This is a genomic window from Sphingobium sp. RS1 (assembly GCF_056156825.1).
Genome location: NZ_JBLZXE010000003.1, coordinates 861,908 through 883,549, shown reverse-complemented (window position 1 = coordinate 883,549; position 21,642 = coordinate 861,908). Strand labels below are relative to the sequence as shown.

General features: G+C 65.2%; 19 protein-coding genes. 11 read left to right on the top strand and 8 right to left on the bottom strand.

From position 1 onward, the window contains the following. The first annotated feature begins 86 nt into the window (after positions 1 to 86). Positions 87 to 1,196: a ThuA domain-containing protein gene (locus tag ACNHGR_RS23895; protein ID WP_475289442.1), complete on the top strand. Its 1,110-nt coding sequence runs from the start codon at positions 87 to 89 to the stop codon at positions 1,194 to 1,196. On the opposite strand, the gene ACNHGR_RS23890 is transcribed toward ACNHGR_RS23895, so the two are convergent. From ACNHGR_RS23890 to ACNHGR_RS23865, 6 genes are read right to left on the bottom strand one after another with little or no spacing between them, the layout of a single operon-like run. After that, on the bottom strand, positions 1,177 to 2,208 hold the full coding sequence (locus ACNHGR_RS23890; RefSeq protein WP_475289440.1) for a UDP-glucuronic acid decarboxylase family protein: 1,032 nt from the start codon (positions 2,206 to 2,208) through the stop codon (positions 1,177 to 1,179). The genes ACNHGR_RS23895 and ACNHGR_RS23890 overlap by 20 nt on opposite strands. Beyond that, entirely contained in the window at positions 2,205 to 3,161 is a 957-nt protein-coding gene (locus ACNHGR_RS23885; protein ID WP_475289438.1) for a glycosyltransferase family 2 protein, read from the bottom strand. The genes ACNHGR_RS23890 and ACNHGR_RS23885 overlap by 4 nt, the downstream gene beginning before the upstream one ends. After that, the gene (locus ACNHGR_RS23880; RefSeq protein WP_475289437.1) at positions 3,158 to 4,258 is read right to left on the bottom strand and encodes a glycosyltransferase family 4 protein; all 1,101 of its coding nucleotides are present in this window, start codon (positions 4,256 to 4,258) and stop codon (positions 3,158 to 3,160) included. Before ACNHGR_RS23880 ends, ACNHGR_RS23885 begins: the two co-directional genes overlap by 4 nt. Beyond that, positions 4,255 to 5,643 (bottom strand): lipopolysaccharide biosynthesis protein, encoded by a 1,389-nt coding sequence (locus ACNHGR_RS23875; protein WP_475289435.1) that lies wholly within the window; start codon positions 5,641 to 5,643, stop codon positions 4,255 to 4,257. Before ACNHGR_RS23875 ends, ACNHGR_RS23880 begins: the two co-directional genes overlap by 4 nt. Then, the gene (locus tag ACNHGR_RS23870) at positions 5,640 to 7,121 is read right to left on the bottom strand and encodes an O-antigen ligase family protein (RefSeq protein ID WP_475289434.1); all 1,482 of its coding nucleotides are present in this window, start codon (positions 7,119 to 7,121) and stop codon (positions 5,640 to 5,642) included. The genes ACNHGR_RS23875 and ACNHGR_RS23870 overlap by 4 nt, the downstream gene beginning before the upstream one ends. Further along, positions 7,111 to 7,956: a P-loop NTPase family protein gene (locus tag ACNHGR_RS23865; protein WP_475289433.1), complete on the bottom strand. Its 846-nt coding sequence runs from the start codon at positions 7,954 to 7,956 to the stop codon at positions 7,111 to 7,113. Before ACNHGR_RS23865 ends, ACNHGR_RS23870 begins: the two co-directional genes overlap by 11 nt. A gap of 321 nt (positions 7,957 to 8,277) precedes the next feature. Here ACNHGR_RS23865 and ACNHGR_RS23860 point away from each other — a divergent pair, with 321 nt between their 5' ends. Genes ACNHGR_RS23860 through ACNHGR_RS23815 form a run of 10 tightly spaced genes read left to right on the top strand, consistent with a single transcriptional unit; the run spans position 8,278 to position 19,069 of the window. Next, positions 8,278 to 9,711 carry an undecaprenyl-phosphate glucose phosphotransferase gene (locus ACNHGR_RS23860; RefSeq protein WP_475289431.1) on the top strand — a complete coding sequence of 478 codons (1,434 nt, stop codon included), beginning with the start codon at positions 8,278 to 8,280 and terminating at the stop codon, positions 9,709 to 9,711. After that, positions 9,711 to 10,859: a glycoside hydrolase family protein gene (locus tag ACNHGR_RS23855; protein ID WP_475289430.1), complete on the top strand. Its 1,149-nt coding sequence runs from the start codon at positions 9,711 to 9,713 to the stop codon at positions 10,857 to 10,859. The genes ACNHGR_RS23860 and ACNHGR_RS23855 overlap by 1 nt, the downstream gene beginning before the upstream one ends. Further along, a complete protein-coding gene (locus ACNHGR_RS23850) occupies positions 10,856 to 11,578 on the top strand; it encodes a nucleotidyltransferase family protein (RefSeq protein ID WP_475289428.1) in 723 nt (240 codons plus the stop codon). Before ACNHGR_RS23855 ends, ACNHGR_RS23850 begins: the two co-directional genes overlap by 4 nt. Beyond that, complete coding sequence (locus tag ACNHGR_RS23845) at positions 11,575 to 12,552, top strand: NAD-dependent epimerase/dehydratase family protein (RefSeq protein WP_475289427.1); 978 nt, start codon at positions 11,575 to 11,577, stop codon at positions 12,550 to 12,552. The genes ACNHGR_RS23850 and ACNHGR_RS23845 overlap by 4 nt, the downstream gene beginning before the upstream one ends. After that, positions 12,497 to 13,492, top strand: a complete 996-nt coding sequence (locus ACNHGR_RS23840; RefSeq protein WP_475289426.1) for a glycosyltransferase family 2 protein — start codon at positions 12,497 to 12,499, stop codon at positions 13,490 to 13,492. Before ACNHGR_RS23845 ends, ACNHGR_RS23840 begins: the two co-directional genes overlap by 56 nt. Next, entirely contained in the window at positions 13,489 to 14,241 is a 753-nt protein-coding gene (locus tag ACNHGR_RS23835; RefSeq protein WP_475289424.1) for a polysaccharide biosynthesis/export family protein, read from the top strand. Before ACNHGR_RS23840 ends, ACNHGR_RS23835 begins: the two co-directional genes overlap by 4 nt. Beyond that, the gene (locus ACNHGR_RS23830; RefSeq protein WP_475289422.1) at positions 14,238 to 15,878 is read left to right on the top strand and encodes a GumC family protein; all 1,641 of its coding nucleotides are present in this window, start codon (positions 14,238 to 14,240) and stop codon (positions 15,876 to 15,878) included. The genes ACNHGR_RS23835 and ACNHGR_RS23830 overlap by 4 nt, the downstream gene beginning before the upstream one ends. Beyond that, the gene (locus ACNHGR_RS23825; RefSeq protein ID WP_475289421.1) at positions 15,875 to 16,690 is read left to right on the top strand and encodes a methyltransferase domain-containing protein; all 816 of its coding nucleotides are present in this window, start codon (positions 15,875 to 15,877) and stop codon (positions 16,688 to 16,690) included. The genes ACNHGR_RS23830 and ACNHGR_RS23825 overlap by 4 nt, the downstream gene beginning before the upstream one ends. Then, positions 16,683 to 17,888 carry a DUF1972 domain-containing protein gene (locus tag ACNHGR_RS23820; protein WP_475289419.1) on the top strand — a complete coding sequence of 402 codons (1,206 nt, stop codon included), beginning with the start codon at positions 16,683 to 16,685 and terminating at the stop codon, positions 17,886 to 17,888. The genes ACNHGR_RS23825 and ACNHGR_RS23820 overlap by 8 nt, the downstream gene beginning before the upstream one ends. After that, positions 17,885 to 19,069, top strand: a complete 1,185-nt coding sequence (locus tag ACNHGR_RS23815) for a glycosyltransferase family 4 protein (RefSeq protein ID WP_475289418.1) — start codon at positions 17,885 to 17,887, stop codon at positions 19,067 to 19,069. Before ACNHGR_RS23820 ends, ACNHGR_RS23815 begins: the two co-directional genes overlap by 4 nt. On the opposite strand, the gene fahA is transcribed toward ACNHGR_RS23815, so the two are convergent. Continuing rightward, positions 19,023 to 20,324 (bottom strand): fumarylacetoacetase, encoded by a 1,302-nt coding sequence (fahA, locus tag ACNHGR_RS23810; RefSeq protein ID WP_475289417.1) that lies wholly within the window; start codon positions 20,322 to 20,324, stop codon positions 19,023 to 19,025. The two genes, ACNHGR_RS23815 and fahA, sit on opposite strands and share 47 nt — an antisense overlap. Next, complete coding sequence (gene hmgA / locus ACNHGR_RS23805) at positions 20,321 to 21,640, bottom strand: homogentisate 1,2-dioxygenase (RefSeq protein ID WP_475289415.1); 1,320 nt, start codon at positions 21,638 to 21,640, stop codon at positions 20,321 to 20,323. Before hmgA ends, fahA begins: the two co-directional genes overlap by 4 nt. Positions 21,641 to 21,642: the final 2 nt, after the last annotated feature.

The following is a 21,642-nucleotide window of genomic DNA, read 5'->3' as shown; positions in this document are numbered from 1 at the left end:
TGGCAAGTCTTGAAGTGGTGCACGGATCGGCTTTTCGCGCACTGCAAGGCAGGCTAGGACGAATGCGACAAGCGTGGGAGAGGGACATGAAAAATGCTTTGGCCGTTAGCGCGGCCCTGTTGCTGGCGCTGGTGCCTGTGGGCGCGTGGGCCGGACCGGTCACCGATTGCCCGTTGCACGACGCGCCCCTTTCCACTGAATCGCCGATCGTGGACATTTTGCTCAGCCCTCCCGCCAAGGCGGCGCTGGAGGCCGGCGCGCCCGAAGTCTTCACCGCCCTGCCCCCGCGCTTCTTCACGACGCAGGCGCCGACCTTCGCAGCGATCCTGAACCTGAAGGCGCTGGCGAAAATGAAGAATCTGCCCGCCGACAAGATGGCCGCGCTGGACGCCAAGCTGCGCGCCCTGCCGGTGACGGCGGCGGACAAGGTAGCGCGCTGCGCCCGTTATGATAACGACCGCCCGGCGATCACCCTGCCCAAGGGCAAGCCTCGGCTGCTGATCTTCGAGAAGATCAACGGCTTTCGCGACGGCCCCTCGGTCGATGCCGCCCGTGCCGCCTTTCAGGCGATGGCGCAGCGCAAGGGCTGGGCCGTGGTGGTCAGTGACAAGGGCGGCGTGATGACACCTGCCCTGTTGCGCCAGTTCGACGCCGTAGTGTGGAACAATGTCAGCGGCGATGTGCTGACGCTGGCGCAGCGGGCGGCGTTCAAAGCCTATATCGAACAGGGCGGCGGCTATGTCGCGGTGCACGGATCATCGGGCGATCCGTCGACCTTCTGGCCCTGGTATGTCGACACGCTGGTCGGTGCGCAATTTGCCGGACACCCGATGGACCCGCAATTTCAGGATGCCAGGGTCGTGGTCGAGGGGCGCAACCATCCGATCGCGGCCGGATTGCCGGCCGAGTGGGTGATGAACGACGAATGGTACAGCTTCACCGCCAACCCTCGGCCCGGCAGCGCGGTTGTCGCTACGCTGGACGAGGGCAGCTATAAACCCGGCGCACTGGCCATGGGCGATCATCCGATCGCCTGGACCCGCTGCGTCGGCAAGGGTCGGGTTTTCTATTCCGGCATCGGCCATCGCCCGGAAACCTATGCCGATCCCCATTATGTCACCATGCTGGAAAATGCCGTGACATGGGCGGCATCGCGCAGGTCCGGCTGTCCGCCGGTTACACCCCCAGCCGGTTGACCGGATAGGCGGGCGGCAGGATGATCTCGCCCGGCATCGCCAGCGGCAGCACAGGGCTGGCCGCGCCGCTCAGCAGTCCGTCGAAATAGGCGATGGTGCGGGTCAGCCCTTCGCGCAGCCGCACCGTCGGTTCCCAGCCCAGCGTTTCGCGCGCACGGGCGATATCCGGGCGACGCTGGCGCGGATCGTCGGCCGGCAAGGGGCGCATGATGAGCGGCGCGTGCGATCCGGTCAGCGCCAGGATCATCTCGGCCAGTTCGATCATGGTGAATTCGTCAGGATTGCCGATATTGATCGGGCCGGTCACGGCGTCCTCGCTACCCATCAGCCGGATCAGCCCGTCGATCAGATCGTCGACATAGCAGAAGGACCGGGTCTGTTGCCCATCGCCATAGAGGGTGATGGGCTGGCCCAGCAAAGCCTGGCAGATGAAGTTGGAGACGACGCGCCCGTCCGCCGGGTCCATGCGCGGGCCATAGGTGTTGAAGATGCGCGCAACCTTGATCCGCACCCGCCCTTCGCGATGATAGTCGAAGAAGAGGGTTTCGGCGCAGCGCTTCCCCTCATCATAGCAGGCGCGCGGGCCGATGGGGTTCACATGGCCCCAATAATCCTCCTGCTGGGGATGGACCTCCGGGTCGCCATAGACTTCGCTGGTGGAGGCTTGCAGGATCTTTGCGCCGGTGCGTTTGGCGAGGCCCAGCATGTTTATCGCGCCATGGACGCTGGTCTTGGTCGTCTGGACCGGATTGATGCTGTACTGCACCGGCGAGGCCGGACAGGCCAGATTGTAGATTTCGTCCACCTCGACATAGAGGGGGAAGGTCACGTCATGGCGCATATAGTCGAAATTGGGCCGGCCGAGCAACTGGGTCAGATTGGCTTTCGATCCGGTGAAGAGATTGTCGACGCACAGCACGTCATGCCCCTGCGCGACCAGCCGGTCGCACAGATGCGACCCCAGGAAACCGGCCCCGCCGGTCACCAATATACGCTTGATACCCCTGTTCATCGCGTCGCTCCTTTCTGTCGGAAGATGGTGGCGGCCATGGCGGCCAGATAGGTTCGGCTGAAGCGCGCCATCGCGCCATGGCCCCGGCCGGGGCGCAGCACAGCGAGCAGGCTGAAGCCCACCCAGCGGATTGCGTAGCCGGTGAAAAGAATGGCGTCATAGGCGATCCGGGCGATCGGCCCATGGCTTTGCCGGAAGAAGAAGCGTGGCCCCTTGTAGACGCTGGCAAGGATTTCCAGCGAGGGCTGGCGCGCGAAGCTGGCGCCATGATGATGGGTGATGGTCTGGCGCGCGGAATAGAGGACGCGCCAGCCGGCCTTCGCCACGCGGTGACAGAGTTCCATATCCTCGCCGAACATGAAGAAGGCCGGGTGGAAGATGCGGACGCCGACCGCGTCCCGGCGGAAAGTGAGCGAGGCGCCGGACACCCAGTCGATCGGGCGGATGCCCTGCGGGTCGTCATCCAGATAGACGGCGGGCGGCGCCCAGCGACGGGGCAGCAGGCGGTTGAGGAAGAGATAGTTCCAGCCAAGGTTGGCGAGCGTCGGGAAGGCGCCGCCCGATGCGCGCTGGAAACTGCCGTCGCTGTTGCGCAGGCGCGATCCGACGATGCCGATCTTCGGGTCGGCGAGGATCGTGTCCAGCATCGCAGCGATCGCGCCGGGATCGGCCACCGTATCGGGATTGAGCAGCATGATGATGGGCGCGTCGGTGGATTCATAGCCCAGCTGGCAACCGTCGGCGAAGCCCAGATTGGCGCCACTTTCGATCAGGCGGACCCAGGGAAATTCGGTGCGGATCATGGCCGCGCTGCCGTCCGCCGAATCATTGTCCACGACGATGGTTTCGATGGCGCCGGGCGGACGCCATGTCGCCTGCGGGATGGCGGCAAGGCAGTCGCGCAACAGATCACGGACATTCCAGTTGACGATGATGATGGCGAGGCGCGTCATGGCTTCATGCTCCGGTAGAGAGCGGCATAGGCCGGGCGCAGCGCCGCCCAGTCATAGGTGGTGCGGGCATGGTCCTGCATCAGCCGGCGATCGCGCTCGATCGGATCGGTAGCCATATGTGTGAGCAGCGCGGCGAGCGCACCGGGCGCGGTCATGTCGATCCAGCAGGCGGGGTTGGGTAGCAGCCAGCGGAAATGCGGCGCATCATGCAGAATGACCGGCAGACCCGCCGCCGCCGCTTCGACGACGGCGAGACCGAAGGCTTCGAAGGTCGCGGCGTGGGGCATAACGTCGGCCAGCACGAACAGGTCCGCCACTTGCGCGCTGGGCACATGGGTGACGCGCACCCGGTCGCCCAGTTTCGCGCGGGCATAGGCCGGCAGGTCCGGATCGCCATGGTCCAGGCTGCCATCCAGCCACAGTAGCGGGTCGCCGGGCATCTGCGCGACCTCTTCGATCAGATGAGGGGTCCGCTTATGCCCGCGATTGAGCGCTGCAACGGACAGGATGACGAAACGGTCCGGCGCGATGCCGTGCCGGGCGCGCAGCGTGGCACGGTCGGCGCTGGCGATGAAGCGTTCGGGACGATAGCCGCAGGGTAGCAGCGCCATATGTGCCGGGTCATGGCCCTGCGCCACGGCATCCGCCAGCGTCGCCGCCGAAATCTGGTGCAACAGGTCGCAAGGGGGATAGTCGCGCGGCGGCATCGCTGTCCCCTCGGTATAGAGGAGGCGAAACTTGAGGCGCAGCGCGCGCCGCAGATGAAAGAGCAGGCGCGCCAGCGGCGGGTCGATCACATGGACGATGTCGTAGCGCCCACCGATCAGATGCGGCAGCAACGCCAGCGCAAAGGTCAGACATTCGGCGTGCATCGGTGTGCGACCTATCAGCCGGTGAAGCGGCAGGTAGCGGATGGCCCGCCCACCGCGCCGGAGGAAAGGCAGGACGATCTCATCTGCGCGCGCCTCACCGTCGCCCTTGAACAGGGTCATGGGAAAGTCGCCACGCATTTCATCGAACAGGTCGCGGAACAGGCGTTCGAAGCCGCGCTGGACAAGACCGACGCCGGGGCAGGCGATAGCGATCCGAGGGGTCATGCGAAACCTCCTGCCAGAGGACGCCATCTGGGCGTGGACAGCGCGATGAGGCCCAGCAGGATGGCGGCAGCCATGATGCCGCCGATCAGGCTGCCGGCCAGCGGGCTGGCGCTGACCAGCAGTGCAGATGTGATGGCGCCGCCGATCAGGGCGACGACCGGGCGCCAGTCGATCGTCAGGCCCGTGACCTGCTGCGCGATCCAGCTGACCGCGACGGTGCCAAGCGACAGTTCGACCAAGAGGCAGGCCCAGGCCGCGCCGATCACGCCCAGCGCCGGCACCAGCAGGAACAGGGCGGCGCACTGGCCGGTCAGCGAAAATATGGTCAGCAGCATAGCCCGCCCCTGCCGTCCGGCAACGACGATCAGCGGGGACATGGCCGTGGTGACAGCGCGTGCCAGCAGCGTCCAGGCCATGAGTTGCAGCAGCGGTGCGCCAGCGACGAAGTCCGGCCCCATCAACCCCATCAGGAAGGTCGCGCCGCCATGGATGCCGGCGAACATCAGGGCTGCCAAGGCCACCGACAGCAGGAGTGCGCCTTGCTGCGTCCGGCTGAAATTAGCGGGATCGCGGCGCCAGTCGCGGGCGATGAGGGGGAAAGCAGCGCTGGCGACCGCCTGCACCGCGACCAGCACCGGCATGATGAAACGTGCCGCCGCAGCGTAGAGGGCGACCGCGCGCATATCGAGCAGGCGGGCAAGCAGCAGAGGCGCCAGCGCGTCATAGAGCAGAACCAGCAGACCGGCACAGCCGAGCGGCAGCGCTTGCCGGGCGAGCCGGACGGCGGGCAGGCGGCGGGTGGTGGACTGGATCGGCGCCCTTGCCCAATGCACGGCCAGCGCCGCCTGAACCAGCCGGGCCAGCGCGAAGCTGGCGATCAGCAGCGGCAGCGGCGCGTTATACAGGCAGGCGATCGCCAGCAGCGGCAGCATCAGCGCCACGCCGGCCAGTTCCGCGCCGATATCCCGGTCCATCCGCAGCGCGAGGCGCAGCACGGCGCGGGCCGGCTGCATCACCGCCGTCGCCATCACCGCCACGCTCCCCGCGCAGCCGGCCAGCATCATCTTGTTTCCCCCTGCCAGCCACAGTCCAAGCGGCAGCAACAGGGCGATCCCCGGCCCCTGCACCCGCTTCGCGCGCGCCAACGCGGCTAATACCATCGCCTGTCGCCCTGGCCGGCGCGCGGCGTTGCGCACCGCCATGTCGGTCTGGCCGAAATCGACCAGCCATTCGGCAAGGCCGATGAGGCTCAGTAGCAGCGCATAGGCGCCGAAATCCTCCGTCCCCGCAAGCCGCGCGACGATAAGCGCGGCGGCCATGCGCATAGCCGAGAGGGTGACGCGGCCGACGGCCAGAGTGGCGCTGCTTTTCAGGAGGCGGCTCATGTCAGCCTCTCGTTGCGCCGTTGCCAGAGATTGATCGCGACGATGATCGCCGCGAGAATCCAGAACAGGCGCGCACCGGGCATCTGGCGCAGGAAGAAGCTGCCAAGGCCGTCGAGCAGATTGGCGCAGAGGCCCGCCAGCGCCCCGGCATTGAGCGCGAAGAGCAGCGGATCGGCGCAGTGGCGCGCATTGCGCCATGCCATCCGCAGCAGGCCGGCCAGCGACAGCAGGAAACAGGCGAAGCCGATCGTTCCCTGTTCCGCCCAGATCAGCAGATAGATATCATGGACCACCGGCCAATTGGCGCCGAAGCTGCGTGTCAGTCCGTCCGTCCCGCCATGGCTGGTGCGGCCGGGCAGATGCTGGACGAAACTGTTGAGGCCGACGCCGAGCAACGGATGATCGCGCACCATCGCCCAGGCGACGCCCATCCAGTCCCAGCGAAAATCGACCGCGCCCGGATCGCTCTGGGTGAAGCGCCGGACGATCGCCGGGGCGAAGGCCAGCGCGGCGACGATGCCGGTTGCAAGCGCAATCATCGTGCCCATCAGCGCCCTTTGCCGCGATCGCCTGTCGCGCAGCATCAGGCCGACGACGACCGGCACAGCCAGAGCGAAGGCCAGCCAGCCCGACCGCGACAGGGTGAGCAGCAGCGCGGCCAGCGCCATGGCCAGCACCGCGCCGATCGCCAGCTTCCGGGGCGTCGGCAAGCGCGTCATCAGCATCGCCAGCAACAGCGGTGCCAGCATCGCGATATAGCCGGCCAATATATTGGGATGGCCCAGCAGCCCGCCGATGCGGAAGGTGGCGCCGCCATCCATATAGGTCGCGCGATTGGCATATTCGAGCGTTGTCATCGTCGCCTCGCCCAGAAATTGCAGGCCGATATCGCCCTTCTTCGCATATTGGGCGATGCCGACAGCGGCTTGCAGGCCAAGGCCAAGGGCGAGCGCCGCGAAAAGGTGGAGGAAGCGGCGCACTCGCGTTAGTTCGCCGATGAGCAGCAGGAACAGGGCCAGCGACTTGGCCATTTGCACCGCCTCCACCAGCGCGAGCTGGCGATAGGGGCCGGTCAGCGCGTCGATCAGGCCGAACAGGATCATCGCGATCCAGCCACAGGCCAGCGTGGGCAGGACCAGCGGCGGGCCGCCACGCCGGGCGCCGCGCCACTGGAACAGCAGCAGGGCGAGCAGGAACAGATCGACGACCTCGATAGCATAGGCGCCCGCTCCGCCCATATGGGGCATGGGATGGAAACGCTTGGCGATGCCGAGCGGCGCAGTGAGGCCAACGCCCCACAGGCAGGTCAGCCGGGGATTACCGCTGGCCCAGAGCACGCCACCCAGCGCCACGACGCCGACGGCTGCGAGCGCGGGGCCGCGCCCGGAGCACAAGGTCGCCGCGACGGCAAGGGCCGCAGCCCCTGCCATTCCCGTCGCCAGCAGCGCACGACCGGGCTGGATCGCCTCAGCGGCCATAAGCAGGCACCGTGAGGATCAGGCCCGCTGACACAATGCCATGGGCGTGGAAGGCCGCCTGCGCGTCCGTCAGGCGCGCCATCGGTGATCGCCCTTCTTCCGCCAGAGTCCAGACCAGATCGGCGGCGCGCGCCAGCGCCAGATTGCGGCTGTCGCTGCCGATGGCTCGCTGCTGGATCAGGATATGGTCGAACCGTTCAACCAGAAAAGGCAGGATCGTCGCGATCCGATCGGGCCGTCCGGCAGCAGGATTGAGCCCTGCGCCCAAAAAGACCATGTTCGGCCGCGTCAGCAGGCGCATCGATTCCACGGCGGACCAAGGGTCGCCGTCGCGCACTTCGGACAGGCCCTGATCGCCTTTTCCACCCAATAACGTGCTGATGCCCTGGTCGGCGAGGGTCGCGTCGATCAGCAGCACCCGCCCGCCCCGTTCCTCCTGCACCATCGCAGCGAGCAGCAACATTGCCTCATTGGCGGCGTCGGCATCGCACAGCGCGCTCAGCACCATTGTCCGGGCATCGCCGATCCGGCCCGCCAGATAGCGATAGCTGCGCGAAGGTTGTTGCACGGGCCTACGCAGGCGATCGAGCGCCTGTCCTGCCCGCTGCGACAGGCGGGCAATCGGGGATGGTCGGGGAAAGGCCCGAGCTGCCATCAACGCGGGTTGCTGTGTCGCAGGGCGCCAGACGACCGCATAACCGCGCGGCACCCGTGCCCAGCCAGCGCCGGGGCGCTGCACCAGTTCCGCGCCGCAGCCAAGGCAGCGGGAGAATCCGATGCCGCCATTCCAGGCAGCGGCGGGATCAACCCGGTGATAGCCCCATATGCACAGCATCCGGCCGATCGCCCCTTTTCCGGTCCAGTTAAAGATAACGATCCGAACTCAGTCAGATCGAATCGAAATAATCAGAACAATTGAAATAATATATTTATCATACCCGCCTGCAACATGCCAAAATCTCTATGTCACAAAATGGCACACTCAATAAATACATGGTTAATGCATGTATGACTCACATCTCATTTTTGTTTTCATCTAATTGAAGATGGATTTTGATTCGGCAATAAATAGGTATTTTATGAGGTTTTATATTTAGGAATTACATATTTTACGTGAAATATAGAAATATTTACTTGAACAAGGAGCGCTGGCACCATGCCGACCCACCAATGGGATGCGGATTTCAGGACGAGCGGAATGTTCCAGCAGTTCGGCGCGCTGTTCGTACGGCTGTGCCGACTGGTCGATACCGGGCTGATCCTGCTGTGCCTGGCACTCACCACGGAGCCGTTCTCACCCCGGCCGGCAATCATCGACGCCTTGCTCTGTATCGCCGTGCTGGAATGGACGGCGTCCTTCTTCCACCTCAGCCGGTCATGGCGGATCGTCCGGTTGCGGCACGAACTGGCCGACCTGACCGCGCATTGGTCGATCAGTTTCGTCGGGATCATGGCGCTGTTCGCGCTGCTGGGCGATCTGTCGCTGGCGCGGGCACCCCTGTGGGTACCGGCTGCGGCGCTCTGGTATGGCGGATCGCTGTGTGCGATCATCCTGTTCCACATCGTCATGCGCATCGTCCTGCGGCTGTGGCGCAGCGTCGGCCACGACCAGCGCAGCGCCGCCTTCATCGGCGCGACCGAAACCGCACAGCGGCTCGGCGACATCTTCGCGCGGCAGCGCTGGATGGGCATCAAGTCAATGGGCGTGTTCGACGATCGCCGACCGTCGGATGACCGCACCGTCGCCCTGTCACCGCATGATTTCGGCGGACCGGTCGATCGACTTTATGAACTGGCGCGCACGGGCGCGGTCAGCCGCATCTATGTGACATTGCCGATGGCGGCGGAGCAGCGGATCAAGGCGATCCTGGACCGGTTCGGCGACACCACCGCCTCGCTTTATTATTGCCCGCCTTTGTTCCGGCTGGATCTGGTCGGCGGGCGCTGGGACGATGTCTATGGCCAGCCGGTCGTCAGCATCGTGGAATCGCCGTTCGAAGGGCATATGCGATGGGTGAAGCGGGCGGAGGACGTCGTCCTGACCCTGATTGCCCTGCCGCTGATCCTGCCCGTCGCGTTGCTGGCCGCGATCGCGATCAAGCTGGATAGCCGCGGGCCGGTCTTCTACCGCCAGACCCGTTACGGCCTGGATGGCCGGCCGTTCCGCATCTGGAAATTCCGCTCGATGCGCGTGGCCGAAGATGACGCCTTCGTGCAGGCGCGGCGGTGCGACAGCCGGGTCACGCGGGTCGGCGCGCTGCTGCGCCGCACATCGATCGACGAACTGCCGCAATTCATCAATGTCGCGACGGGCAGCATGTCCGTGGTCGGGCCACGCCCCCATCCAGTCGCGCTGGACGACAGTTTCCGCCCCCTAATCCACCGCTATGCCGTGCGACACAAGATCAAGCCCGGCATCACCGGTCTGGCGCAGGTCAGCGGCTGGCGTGGCGAAACGGACACGCATGACAAGATGGCGCAGCGGGTCGTGCACGATATCGACTATCTGCGCCGCTGGTCGCTGTGGCTGGACCTTCAGATAGTCGCGCGCACGCTGGCCGTGCCGTTCGTGCAGCGGAATGCCTTCTGATGGGCGGCAGGACCACATTTCTCGCAATTGCGCCCTTCGACAGGCTCAGGGCGAACGGAGCAGGGGCAATCGCTTTCATTCTGGCCGGATGCGCCAGTCCCGCCCCGGCGCCTGTTGTCCCCGATCCCATGCCGGGCTGGACGGTCAGTCGCGATGCGCCGGTCATCGCGGCAGGATCGTTGCGGCCGCAGGGGCTGTGGAACGATCCCAGCCCGCTGCGCACGGAACATGGCTATGCGCTCTACATGACGAGCAGCACCGGTGCGCCGTTCAAGCCGCCCGTCCTGCCCTTCCGCGCGGTGTCGCGCGATGGCGAGCATTGGAGCCTGTCCCCCGCCACGCCGCTGCTGTCGCCGGAAGGTGGCCCCTATGCCAGCATCGAGACGCCCAGCGTCGTGCGCTTTGCCGGCCGCTACTGGATGGGCTTTACCGGCATCTATGCCGATCCCGACCCAGCACCCATGGCGATCGGCCTGGCCGTGTCGCCCGATGGGGCGAACTGGAAGGTCGCCGACTGGACGCTGCTGAAGGCCACCGGCGGGGCGAGCGACTGGAACGGCTATCTGGTCGGCGAGCCGGGGCTTGTGGTGCGCGGTAAGGAACTGCTGCTCTATTTCTCCGCCGTGGGTATGCGGGAGGGGGGCGGGCCACCGCTCCAGTCTATCGGCCTGATCCGGTCGACCGATGGGGTGCACTTCACCGCCCCGGACCAAATCCTCACGCAGGGACCGCTTTATCCCGCCGCGCAAGGCTATGCTGGCTATTCATCCCCCGCTGCGCTGGCCGACGCGGACGAAGCGATCGACCTCTTCTACTCGGTCGCCCATGTCAGCCCCGGCGCCGATCCCGCATGGCAGCAGGTGGCGATCCATCATGCCCGCGCCGCCGACGGCATCCATTTTCGCGAAGACCCCGCGCCCTTGCTCACCCGAGCCAGTACCGGCTGGACCGATGGCGAGATATTGGCGCCCGGCGCGCTGCGCGATGGCGACAATATCCGCCTCTGGTTCGGCGGCCATGTCGCGCAGACGCGACTCGCCCCTCTGATTCAGCGCGGCATCGCCGGGCCGGAATTCGGCATCGGCATCGCGACCATAAGTGCAGACCAGTTCACCCTACCATCGATGAAGAAAGGAACCGACAGATGAAGGTCGTCATATTGTGCGGCGGGCAGGGCATCCGTGCCTTTCCCTTCACCACCTATCTGCCAAAACCGATGCTGCCATTGGGCGGCACGCCGGTTCTGGTCCATGTCATCAAGAATTTCATTCGGCAGGGATTTCACGAATTCATATTAGCCGCTGGATACCGGCAGGATGTTCTTCACGATTATTTCGAGGGGAAGGATATCGGCGCTAGCATAAAGATCGTCGATACAGGCGAGGATGCCGACACTGGCCGCCGCATCTGGAATTGCCGCCATCTGATCGACGGTCCGTTTATCGCCACTTATGGCGACGGGCTGTCGGACGTCCCGTTGGCCGATGTGGTTGCCTTCCATAATAGCCACGACGCGCGGCTGACCATCACCTCGGTGCCGATGTATTCGCAATATGGCGTGCTGTCGGTCGAGGATGATGGCGCCATTGCCCGCTTTGCCGAAAAGCCTCTGATCGCCGATTACTGGATCAATGCCGGCTTCATGGTGATGGACCCGGCCGTCTTCGACGACTGGCAGGGCGACAATCTTGAACGTGACATCATTCCACCGCTGATCGCGCGGGGCGACGCCTTCACTTATCGCCATGGCGGCTTCTTCAAGTCGTTCGACAGCTACAAGGATGTGATCGAGGCGGACGAGATGCTGGCGGGCGGCACGCCGCCGCCTTGGATCGGCGACCATGGCCCGCAGGAGCGCGCGGCATGAGCGGCTTCTGGAAAGGCAAGACCTGTCTCGTCACCGGCGCCACCGGCTTTCTGGGCGGCAGCCTCGTCTCCGAATTGCTCCGTGAGGGCGCGGAAGTGGTGGCGCTGGTCCGCGACATGGTGCCGCAATCGCGCTTTCAGGCGGGTGGACTGGTCGCCCGGGCCAAGGTCGTGCGGGGCGCGCTGGAGGATTATGACGTCATCGAGCGCGCGTTGAACGAATATGCGGTTGATACCGTCTTTCACCTTGGCGCACAGGCGATCGTGGGCGTCGCCAACCGCAATCCGCTCTCCACCTTTGAGGCGAACATCAAGGGCACATGGGTGCTGCTGGAGGCATGTCGCCGCGTCGCCACCGTGGAACGGATCGTCATCGCCTCGTCCGACAAGGCCTATGGCGACCATGACCTCCTCCCCTATCAGGAGGATTTCGCGTTGCAGGGGCGCCATCCCTATGACGTGTCGAAGAGTTGCGCCGACCTGATCGCACTCAGCTATGCGGCGACCTATCGCCTGCCCGTCACCATCACGCGCTGCGGCAATCTGTTCGGGCCGGGCGACCTCAACAGCAACCGGATCGTGCCGGGCACCTGCCTCGCCGCGATCGACGGAACGCGGCCGGTGATCCGCTCCGACGGGTCGCCGGTGCGCGACTATGTGTTCGTGGAGGACATCGTGCGCGGATACCTGCTGCTGGCAGAGCATATGGGCGATGCCGAAGTCGTGGGCCGCGCCTTCAACTTCGGGACGGGCGAGCCGGTCAGCGTACTGGACCTGACCCGCCGCACGCTCGCCGCTGCCGGTCGCGCCGATCTGGAGCCGGACGTGCGCAACAATGCCCATGGCGAGATTCAGGCCCAATATCTCTCCTCCGCGCTGGCGGCGGAGAAACTGGGCTGGGCGCCGGGCGCGGGGCTGGATGAACGGCTGGCCCAGACCTTCCTTTGGTACAAGGCGCATCGTCATTTCTTCTGAACGCATCTTTGTGGGCATCCCCACCTATGACCGACCCGATCTGATGCGGGAAGCGGTGGAAAGCCTGCGCGCCCAGAGCCTGCGCGATTTTCGCGCGGTGGTGAGCGACAATGCCTCCCCCGGTGGCGCGGGGGAGGCGGTGCGCGCCTACGTAAAGGGGCTGGGCGATCCGCGCTTCCGCTTCGTGCAGCAGGCGGTGAATGGCGGCGAATATGGGCAGGGTCGCTATCTGTTCGGGGAAGCAGGCGCCGCGGAATTTTTCTGCATCCTGCATGACGACGACCTGCTGTCGCCGCACTATCTGGAACGCGCCGTCGCTGCGCTCGATGCCGCGCCGGACGCGGCGCTGTTCGTCGCCAACCCCTGGCTGATGGAGGCAGACGGGCGGCCATCGGCAGCGATGGCCACCGCCTATCATCGCACCCATGGCCGGACGCGGCGAAGGGGCGGGCCATTCCCCATCCTAGAAACCCATATGCGCAGCGGCTTCACGCCGATTTCCGGCACCGTCTTCCGCACAGAGGCGCTGCGCCGGTCGGGCTTTGTCGATGCCGATTGCCATGGCAATTTCCCGTTCGAACTGAATATCTTCACCCGGCTGAGCGATATCGGTGCGACCGGCTGGTTCGATCCGGACATGCTGATCGGCTTTCGCTATCACGCCGGGCAATTGCGCAATACGCTGGGGCTGATGGCCAATCCCCAGGTCGTCGGCACGATGCTGCGGATATTGGAGCGCCGCCATTATGCCGGCGCGCCCGAACGACGACGCCGCGCGATCATTGCCCGACTGCATCGCGCGCAGGCGCAGATGCGGCTTGACGAAGGCGATGCCGTCGGCGCGCGCGCCGCGCTGGTTCGCGCCTGCGCCGCCAACCCGTTCTCGCCGCGCGCCTGGGCCATGCGCGCGTGCCTGCACTTATCAGGAGCATCGACATGACGGCCCCCCGCACCAGCCTGCTCACGGCACTGATCCTGCTCATCCCGATCCTGCTCGGCGCCTGCTCGACCAGCCTGACTGCACCACAGAGCATCGCCGCCGTGCCGGACCTGATCCGCTCCACCGCCCGCTACGAACAGGCATATCTGCTCGGTCCCGGCGACCAGTTGGAAATCTTGGTCGACCGCATGCCCGAATTGTCGCGCAGCGCAACCGTGCGGACCGATGGCATGGTGACGCTGCCCCGATCGGGCGATATCGCCGTCGCCGGCCTTACCCCAATGGCGGCGGCGGCAGCAGTGCGGCAACGCCTGTTGGCAAGGGTGCGCGATCCGCAGGTCAGCATTGCCGTGGCCAATCCGCGCGAAGCCAAGGTCTTCGTCGCGGGTGAGATCAATCGGCCCGGCCCGGTCGCGCTGCGCGATGCGCCGACCGCCGCACAGGCGCTGATCGTCGCGGGTGATGCCGGAAAGGGCGCCGCCCTTTCCAACGTCGCGCTCATCCGGCTGGACCCGGACGGGCGCCTGACCGCCCATATTCTGCGCAGCGACGCGCGAGGTCATGCCGGCCTGCTGCTGACGCTCCAGAATGTGCCATTGCAACCGGGCGACATCATCGTGGTGCAGGAAAGCGGCGGCGCCCGCTTCGCCCGCTTCCTCCAGACCTATGTCAATGCGCCGCTCGGTGGTCTCAGCCAGTTGATGGCGCCCTATGTCCAGTTGCGCCTGTTGCAGGAGATCGACCGATGACCGGCCTTCCCGAAGCCGTGCCCTATCGACCGGAGGCCGACAGTTTCGACCTGCGGCGCGCGGGGCAGGTCACCGCCTTCGCTATCGCAAGTCATCGCCGGTTGATCCTCGCCATCACGGTGCTGACGGTCGCTTTGGTCGGACTCTACATCCTCGTCTGGCCGCCGGTCTATTCGGCCAGCGTCACTTTGTCAGCCGTGTCCGACGACGATCGACAGCGCGAGAGCTTCTATGACGACTGGGCCGTATTTCGTCGCAATGCACTGAAGGACGAGATGATCCTCGCCACGTCCGGCCCGGTGCTGAAACAGGTGATCGCCAACCAGCGGCTTGGCTATGGCGACGTCTATCATCCGCCGCTGCGTCATCTGACCTGGCTGTGGACGCAAAGCTGGCCGGGTCGCGCATGGCGAGGGACCAAGGAGGCGCTCTTCCCCCGTGCGCCCTCCCCCTATGTGCCGAGCGCGCAAGCGGTGGAGCGCGCCCGTACGCTGGACGATTTCCGCACTGGCGTCGCCATGGTGCAGATCCCCGACAGCCATATCGCGCTTCTGACGATACGCGGCCCCAGCCCTCGTGTCGCCGAAATCGCCGATGCCGTAGCGGCCACCTATATCGCCCAGCGCCGCGCCCGCTTCGCCGATGAAGCACGACAGGCGCATGCCGCATTGCAGGCGGAGGCTGATCGCGCCCGCGCCGACCTTCGCCTGCTCGAAGCACGGATGGAGCGCTATTACACGCAAAATGACATGCTGCTGATGTTCGAGAAGGACAAGGTCGAGATCGGCCAGTTCCTTAGCCAGCAGGCCGAACTGGACGCCAAGCGCACTGCCATCGCGGCGGCCCAGAGCGAACTGGCGGCCGTTAGCGCTCAACTCGCGCGCGAGCCTAGGGATATCCTCGCAAGCCGGCTGGTGCAGGATAATCCGGTCGCCGCCCAGTTGAAGCAGGAACAGGCGAAGCTGGTCGCCACGCGTGACGCGTTGCTGGTCCGTTACCGTCCGGACTCCCCCGACGTGCGGGATATGGACGATCAGATCGCGGCGATCGGTCGCCAACTGGCTGGCCAGCCCCAGCGTGGCGTGCAGCAGAGCAATATCGCGCGCAATGGCGGTTATGACGCGCTGCGCGCGCGGCAGGCGGCGTTGCAGGCGCAACTGGCCGGCAATCGTGCGGGCCTTGCCACCCTGTCGGCGGAGGTCGGTGCCCGCCGTGCCACGATCGACCGCATCCCGCAGAAGATGAAGGACAGCCATGACCTCGGTCGCGCCCATGATATGCTGGAAAAAACCTATCTGGCGTTGCAGGACAAGCTGATGACGGCGGCGGTCACGGCCGCCACGGCCCAGTCCGCGCCGTCGGCGATCCAGATCGTCGAGGGTGCTGCCCTGCCCGACAAGCCGGATGCGCCGCAGACGAAATTGCTACTGATCGCTGCCATCATCATGGGGCTTGGCGCAGGCGTGGTTGCCGCCGTGCTGATCGACTTGATTCAGGATCGCGCCAATCGTTTCCGCCTGACCCAGCCGGACGCACCTTTCCCGCTGATCGCCATTGTCGGACAGGATCGGGCCTATGTCCGCCATCTGTTCGACCTACCCGCCGTCACCAATGAACAAGGAGGCACGAACGCATGAAATATCATATTCTCAGCGCCACCCGGTCGCTCGGCCTGTTGCCCATGTTCGATCGCATGGCCTTCCTGCGCAAGCGAACGGTGATGGCGGGGCGCAATCGTGCTTTTCTCGACCGCCATCCCGGTTTTGCCGTACCGCCCGCCGATCTAGCCTTCGACGCCTATAACAAGGTCGATTGGGCCGATTATCATGATCTGGGCCTGATCCATGCGGGTCTGTTCGCACGACTGATCCGCGAACGGCTGCCCGATGCGGCGTCCTTGCGCGTGCTGGAATGGGGATGCGGGCCGGGACGGCTGATCCGTCATATGCCCGCTCTGCTGGCGAACCGGGCACCGCGGCTCATTGGCACCGATTATAATGCGGCGACGATCGACTGGTGTCGCGCCCATCTGCCGGGCATCGACTTTGCCCTGAATGGGCTGGCGCCGCCTCTGCCGCTGCCGGACAACAGCGTCGACGCGGTCTATAATTTCTCCGTCTTCACCCATCTGTCCGCCGATATGCACCGCGACTGGACCGCCGAACTTTACCGCGTGCTGCGCCCCGGCGGGTTGATGATCGCGACCACCCATGGCGACCATTATCGCTATCTGCTGACCCGGCGGGAGGAAATGGACGCCTATGTGCGCGGCGAAATTATTACCCAGAGCCGCTTTGCCGAGGGCAAGAAATGGTATTTCGCCGTCCATCCGCCGGTCTGGGTGCGCAATCATCTGCTCGCCGCCTTCGAGCGGGTGGAGCAGGTCGATCCCGGCCCGAAGGCGCGGATGACGCAGGATATCTGGATCGGGTACAAGCCCCATGGCTGATCCCGCGCCCCGCCCTTCGCGCGTCGCCATCATCGGCGATCGTGGCATCCCGGCCCGCTATAGCGGCTTTTCGACGCTGGTGGAGGAACTGGCAACCGGATTGGTGCGCGATCATGGCATGGACGTCACCGTCTATTGCCGGACGCACTATTATGAGGCGCGCCCACCCATCTGGCAGGGTGTGCAGTGCCGATACCTGCCCGCGCCCGGCGGCAAGAGTTTCGAAAGCATCGTCCACAGCAATCTGTCGATATGGGACGCCGCGTTCCGCGATTTCGATCTGGTGTTCCTGGTCGATCCGGGCAACGGCCCGTTCGTACTGCCGCTGCGCGCGCGGGGCGTGCCGGTGCTGGTCCATACCGACGGTCTGGGATGGCAACGGCGCAAATGGAACAGGGTACAGCGCGCTTATTATAAATGGTCTGAATGGGTCAGCGCCTGGGCGGCGGACTGGCTGGTCACGGATTCGCGGGCGATGCAGGTCTATTATGGCCAGGAATATGGCGCCGCTTCTACCTATATCCCCTATTCGGGCGAGGTTGGCGATCCACCCGATACAACCGCGCTTGGTCGCTATGGGGTGACGCCTGGCGACTATTATCTAGTCGTCGCGCGGATGGAGCCGGAAAATAATGTCGACCATATCATCCGCGAATATCGGGCGTCAGGCGTCGCAAAGCCGCTGATCGTCGTCGGGTCGGTGCCCTATGACAGTGCCTATGCCCGCGCGGTGGCGGCCGAGCATGACGGGCAGGTGCGATGTGTCGGCGGAGTGTTCGAATCCGCCGCGCTCAACGCGCTCTATCGCCATTGTGCCGCCTATCTGCACGGGCATGAGGTTGGCGGCACCAATCCCAGCCTGTTGCGGGCGATGCACTGGGGCGCGCCCTGCGTGCCGATCGACGTAGTCTTCCATCGTGAGAATGTCGGGCCGAACGCCCCCTATTTCAGCAAGGAAGCGGGGCATCTTGCCGCAATCCTCCGCGATCTGGATGCCGATCCGCAGCGGCGCGCGACGCTGGGCCGGGCGGCGCAGGCGCATGCCGCCGTCACCTTTCGCTGGGATGCTGTGGTCGCCGCCTATGCCGACCTGTTCCGCCATATGATCGATGCAAAAGCGGCGGGCGAGCGGCCAAGTGCGGCGCTGATCGGCGAACCCTATCGCCCGGAGCGGTTCGCACCGGCGCAGGTGGCATGAGGATCCTGCATGTCTTCAATCGCCATCGCGGTGGCGGCGGGGCGGACAATGCCTGGGATGCGACCATCGGCCTGTCGCGCCGGCACGGGCTGGATGTCGATATTTTCGAGAAGGATAGTCGCACTCTTCCATCTGGACTGTCGGGAAAGCTGGCGGCCTTTACGCAAGGCCTCTACCCGGCTGCGACGTTGCGTGATTTCGCGGCGCGGCTGGAGCGGGATCGGCCCGACATCGTGCATAGCCATGAACTCTATCCGCTGCTCACGCCCTGGCTGTTCCCGCTCTGCGCCCGTGCCGGGGTGCCGGTCGTCCATAGCTGCTATGATTTCCGCATCACTTGCCCGATCGCCACCCATCATGATGGCGCGGCCGTCTGCACCCGCTGCACCGATCAGGGTACGCAGCGGGCATTGCTAGGTAATTGCCGTAACAGCCTGCCCGAAAGCGCCGCCTTCGCATTGCGTCACGCAGTGGCGGAGCGGCGAAACCTCTATGCCCATGTCAGCCGCTTCATCGTGCTGACCGATTTCAGTCGCAATTGGCTACATCGTCGCGCCGCCGTGCCGCTCGACCGGATCAGCGTGAACGAATGCGCCGTCCCCGCTGCGCCCGATCCGGTCGATCCGACCGCCGGCAGCTATTTCGCCTTCGCCGGTCGCTTCGTGCCAGAAAAGGGCCTGAACGTCCTGCTCGATGCTGCGCGCCTGTCGGACCTGCCGATCCATGTCGCGGGGCCGCCGGGCAGCGATCCCGCCCCCTTGCTGGCGCAAGGCGTACCGGTAACGATCACTAGCGGGCCGGCTTCGCTGGCCGCCGTCTATCGCGGCGCACGGGCGCTGGTGGTCCCGAGCCTCTGGTTCGAGACGTTCGCCATCGTCGCGGCCGAAGCCATGGCGCATGGCGTCCCGGTCATCGCCTCACGCATTGGCGCCTTGCAGGATACGGTGCGCGAAGGCGTGACCGGCCTGCATTTCACCCCCGGCGACGCCGCTGACCTTGGCCGGCAGATGCGCCGCTTGTGGGACGATCCGGCGCTATGTCGCCGGCTAGGCGCGGCGGGCCATGCCGATGTGCGCACCCGCTTTAATGAGGATGCGCATTTCGACCGGTTGATCGCTGCCTATGACGCCGCGCTTAGAGCGGCGGCATCACCATCGCCCGGCAGTCGCCAAAACCGATAGGCACGAAACCCGGCGCGGAAGCCTGCGCGCGCAGGATGATCTCGTCGCCATCCTCCAGGAAGGTGCGCCTCTCACCATCGGGCAGCGCAATTGGCTCCCTGCCCCCTGCCGACAGTTCGATCAGGCTGCCATGGCCCGACCGGTCCGGCCCGGAAATGGTGCCGCTGCCCAACAGATCGCCGGGGTTGAGGTTGCAGCCATTGGACGCATGATGGGTGACGATCTGCTGCACGGTCCAGTACATGTTGCTGGCCGGGCCGCTGCTCAGCCGGAACGGTGCGTCGCCGCGCGCGCGCATGGCTGCGGTCAGGATATAGGCCTCCAGCGTCAGGCCCAGCGCGCCATGCGCCTGATCCTGCGGGTCGGACAGATGAGGCAAGGGCGCCGGATCGCCGTCCGGCCGCGGCGGTTGCGCAGGGCGAAAGGGCGCCATCGCCTCGCTCGTCACCACCCATGGCGATATGGTCGACTGGAAGCTCTTGGACAGGAAAGGGCCAAGCGGCTGATATTCCCAGGCCTGGAAATCGCGTGCCGACCAGTCGTTGAGCAGACAGAAGCCCGCGACATGGTCCGCTGCCTGCGCGATGGGAATGGGCGTGCCCAGATCGTTGCCGGCGCCGATCCACACGCCCAGTTCCAACTCATAATCAAGCCGCGCCGACGGACCGACCAGCGGAGCGTCGGACTCGGGTGGCTTGCGCTGCCCCACAGGCCGACGCAGATTGACGCCGGACGGGCGGATCGACGAGGCCCGGCCATGATAGCCGATCGGCACATATTTATAATTGGGCAGTAATGGATTGTCCGGCCGGAATAGCCGGCCGATATTGGTGGCATGATGGATACCGACATAGAAGTCGGTATAGTCCCCGATACGTGCCGGCAAGTGCATGACGCAGGCCGCCATGTCGTGCAGCATGGGTGAAAGACGATCCGCATGCGCGGGGTCGGACAGGAGATCACTTAGCAGACGGCGCAGCGCGCGCCGGCCGGCAACCGGCAGTTCCATCAGCCCGTTGAGCATGGCGGTCGTGCAGAGCGGGGCAACCGAAGCCGGCAACAGGCCGGCAGTGGCGCAGGCGAACAGATCCAGTATCCGGTCGCCGATGGCGATGCCGATCCGCGCTTCTCCGCCTGCCGGTGAAAAGACGCCATAGGGCAGGTTCTGGATCGGGAAGTCGGCATGGCCATTCGCGCTATCTACCCAACTGATCCGGGCAGGATCATGGGTTTCGTCCGTCGTCCACCAACTCATGCCGCATCCTCGTCTGCGGCTAGCTGGGCCTTGCGAAAACCGGTCCAGCAGGCATCATAATCGCCCTGAAGCAAGGGTGTTTCCATCGCCCAGCCTGTCGGCGTGAACGGCAGTCGGCTTTCGAACATGAAGGCCATCGTCTCCTCTATCTTGTGCGGTTTCAGCGTCGCGACGACCGCCTGATCGTGGCTCGCGACATCCGGTCCATGGGCGGACATCATATTGTGCAGGCTCGCCCCGCCCGGCGCGAACCCGCCAGCCTTGGCATCATATTTGCCGGTGATGAGGCCCATGAATTCGCTCATGACATTGCGGTGGAACCAGGGCGGCCGGAACGTATCCTCCGCCACCATCCAGCGCGGAGGAAAGATGACGAAGTCGATATTGGCGGTGCCGGCGCTGTCACCGGGCGATGTCAGCACAGTGAAGATGGACGGATCGGGATGGTCGTAGCTGACCGTACCGATCGTGTTGAAGCGAGCAAGATCGTAACGATAGGGTGCGACATTGCCATGCCAGGCCACCACGTCGAACGGGCTGTGATCCAGCATGGTCGACCAGAGCCGACCCTGAAATTTCTGTATCAACTCGCAGGGGCGCTCGACATCCTCATAGGCAGCGACCGGCGCTTCGAAATCGCGGACATTGGCCAGGCCGTTGGAGCCGATCGGCCCGAGATCCGGCAGGCGGAACAGGCCGCCATGATTTTCGCAGACATAGCCGCGTGCTTCGCCATCCTGCAGTTCGACGCGGAAGCGCACGCCGCGCGGTATGAGTGCGATCTGAAGCGGCGCGACGGGCAGCACACCCATTTCGGTAACGATCCGCAGTCGGCCCTGTTGTGGCACGATCAGCCATTCGCCATCTGCGCTGAACAAGGCCCGATCGACCATCGACCGGTTGGCGGCGTAGAGATGGACGCTGCACCCCACGCCCGCCGCGACATCGCCATTGACCACATAGGTAACAAGGCCGTCGATGAAGTCGACAGGATCAGCCGGCAGATCGAGCGGATTCCAGCGCAGCCGGTTGGGCGACGGCGCTCCCTCCGCGCATGGCGCACCGCGCACCAGGCTCTCGCCGCCATAGGGCACAAAGGGCCCGTGCATCGCACTGGGCCGCATGCGGTAGAGCCAACTCCGCCGATTATCCGCGCGCGCCACGGTAAAAGCCGTTGCGGACAATTGCTCGGCATAAAGGCCATAGGGCACGCGCTGCGGCGAATTGCGCCCGACCGGCAGCGCACCCGCCACCGCCTCGGTCGCATGATGATTGCCGAAGCCGGTCAGCATCGGCGGATTGCTCGCCTCCGTCATCT

What these genes read in the sequence shown, in the direction of transcription:
- ACNHGR_RS23895 (WP_475289442.1), top strand. Translation starts at nt 87, where the DNA reads ATGAAAAATGCTTTGGCCGTTAGCGCGGCCCTGTTGCTGGCGCTGGTG.
- ACNHGR_RS23890 (WP_475289440.1), bottom strand. Translation starts at nt 2,208, where the DNA reads ATGAACAGGGGTATCAAGCGTATATTGGTGACCGGCGGGGCCGGTTTC.
- ACNHGR_RS23885 (WP_475289438.1), bottom strand. Translation starts at nt 3,161, where the DNA reads ATGACGCGCCTCGCCATCATCATCGTCAACTGGAATGTCCGTGATCTG.
- ACNHGR_RS23880 (WP_475289437.1), bottom strand. Translation starts at nt 4,258, where the DNA reads ATGACCCCTCGGATCGCTATCGCCTGCCCCGGCGTCGGTCTTGTCCAG.
- ACNHGR_RS23875 (WP_475289435.1), bottom strand. Translation starts at nt 5,643, where the DNA reads ATGAGCCGCCTCCTGAAAAGCAGCGCCACTCTGGCCGTCGGCCGCGTC.
- ACNHGR_RS23870 (WP_475289434.1), bottom strand. Translation starts at nt 7,121, where the DNA reads ATGGCCGCTGAGGCGATCCAGCCCGGTCGTGCGCTGCTGGCGACGGGA.
- ACNHGR_RS23865 (WP_475289433.1), bottom strand. Translation starts at nt 7,956, where the DNA reads ATGCTGTGCATATGGGGCTATCACCGGGTTGATCCCGCCGCTGCCTGG.
- ACNHGR_RS23860 (WP_475289431.1), top strand. Translation starts at nt 8,278, where the DNA reads ATGCCGACCCACCAATGGGATGCGGATTTCAGGACGAGCGGAATGTTC.
- ACNHGR_RS23855 (WP_475289430.1), top strand. Translation starts at nt 9,711, where the DNA reads ATGGGCGGCAGGACCACATTTCTCGCAATTGCGCCCTTCGACAGGCTC.
- ACNHGR_RS23850 (WP_475289428.1), top strand. Translation starts at nt 10,856, where the DNA reads ATGAAGGTCGTCATATTGTGCGGCGGGCAGGGCATCCGTGCCTTTCCC.
- ACNHGR_RS23845 (WP_475289427.1), top strand. Translation starts at nt 11,575, where the DNA reads ATGAGCGGCTTCTGGAAAGGCAAGACCTGTCTCGTCACCGGCGCCACC.
- ACNHGR_RS23840 (WP_475289426.1), top strand. Translation starts at nt 12,497, where the DNA reads ATGAACGGCTGGCCCAGACCTTCCTTTGGTACAAGGCGCATCGTCATT.
- ACNHGR_RS23835 (WP_475289424.1), top strand. Translation starts at nt 13,489, where the DNA reads ATGACGGCCCCCCGCACCAGCCTGCTCACGGCACTGATCCTGCTCATC.
- ACNHGR_RS23830 (WP_475289422.1), top strand. Translation starts at nt 14,238, where the DNA reads ATGACCGGCCTTCCCGAAGCCGTGCCCTATCGACCGGAGGCCGACAGT.
- ACNHGR_RS23825 (WP_475289421.1), top strand. Translation starts at nt 15,875, where the DNA reads ATGAAATATCATATTCTCAGCGCCACCCGGTCGCTCGGCCTGTTGCCC.
- ACNHGR_RS23820 (WP_475289419.1), top strand. Translation starts at nt 16,683, where the DNA reads ATGGCTGATCCCGCGCCCCGCCCTTCGCGCGTCGCCATCATCGGCGAT.
- ACNHGR_RS23815 (WP_475289418.1), top strand. Translation starts at nt 17,885, where the DNA reads ATGAGGATCCTGCATGTCTTCAATCGCCATCGCGGTGGCGGCGGGGCG.
- fahA (WP_475289417.1), bottom strand. Translation starts at nt 20,324, where the DNA reads ATGAGTTGGTGGACGACGGACGAAACCCATGATCCTGCCCGGATCAGT.
- hmgA (WP_475289415.1), bottom strand. Translation starts at nt 21,640, where the DNA reads ATGACGGAGGCGAGCAATCCGCCGATGCTGACCGGCTTCGGCAATCAT.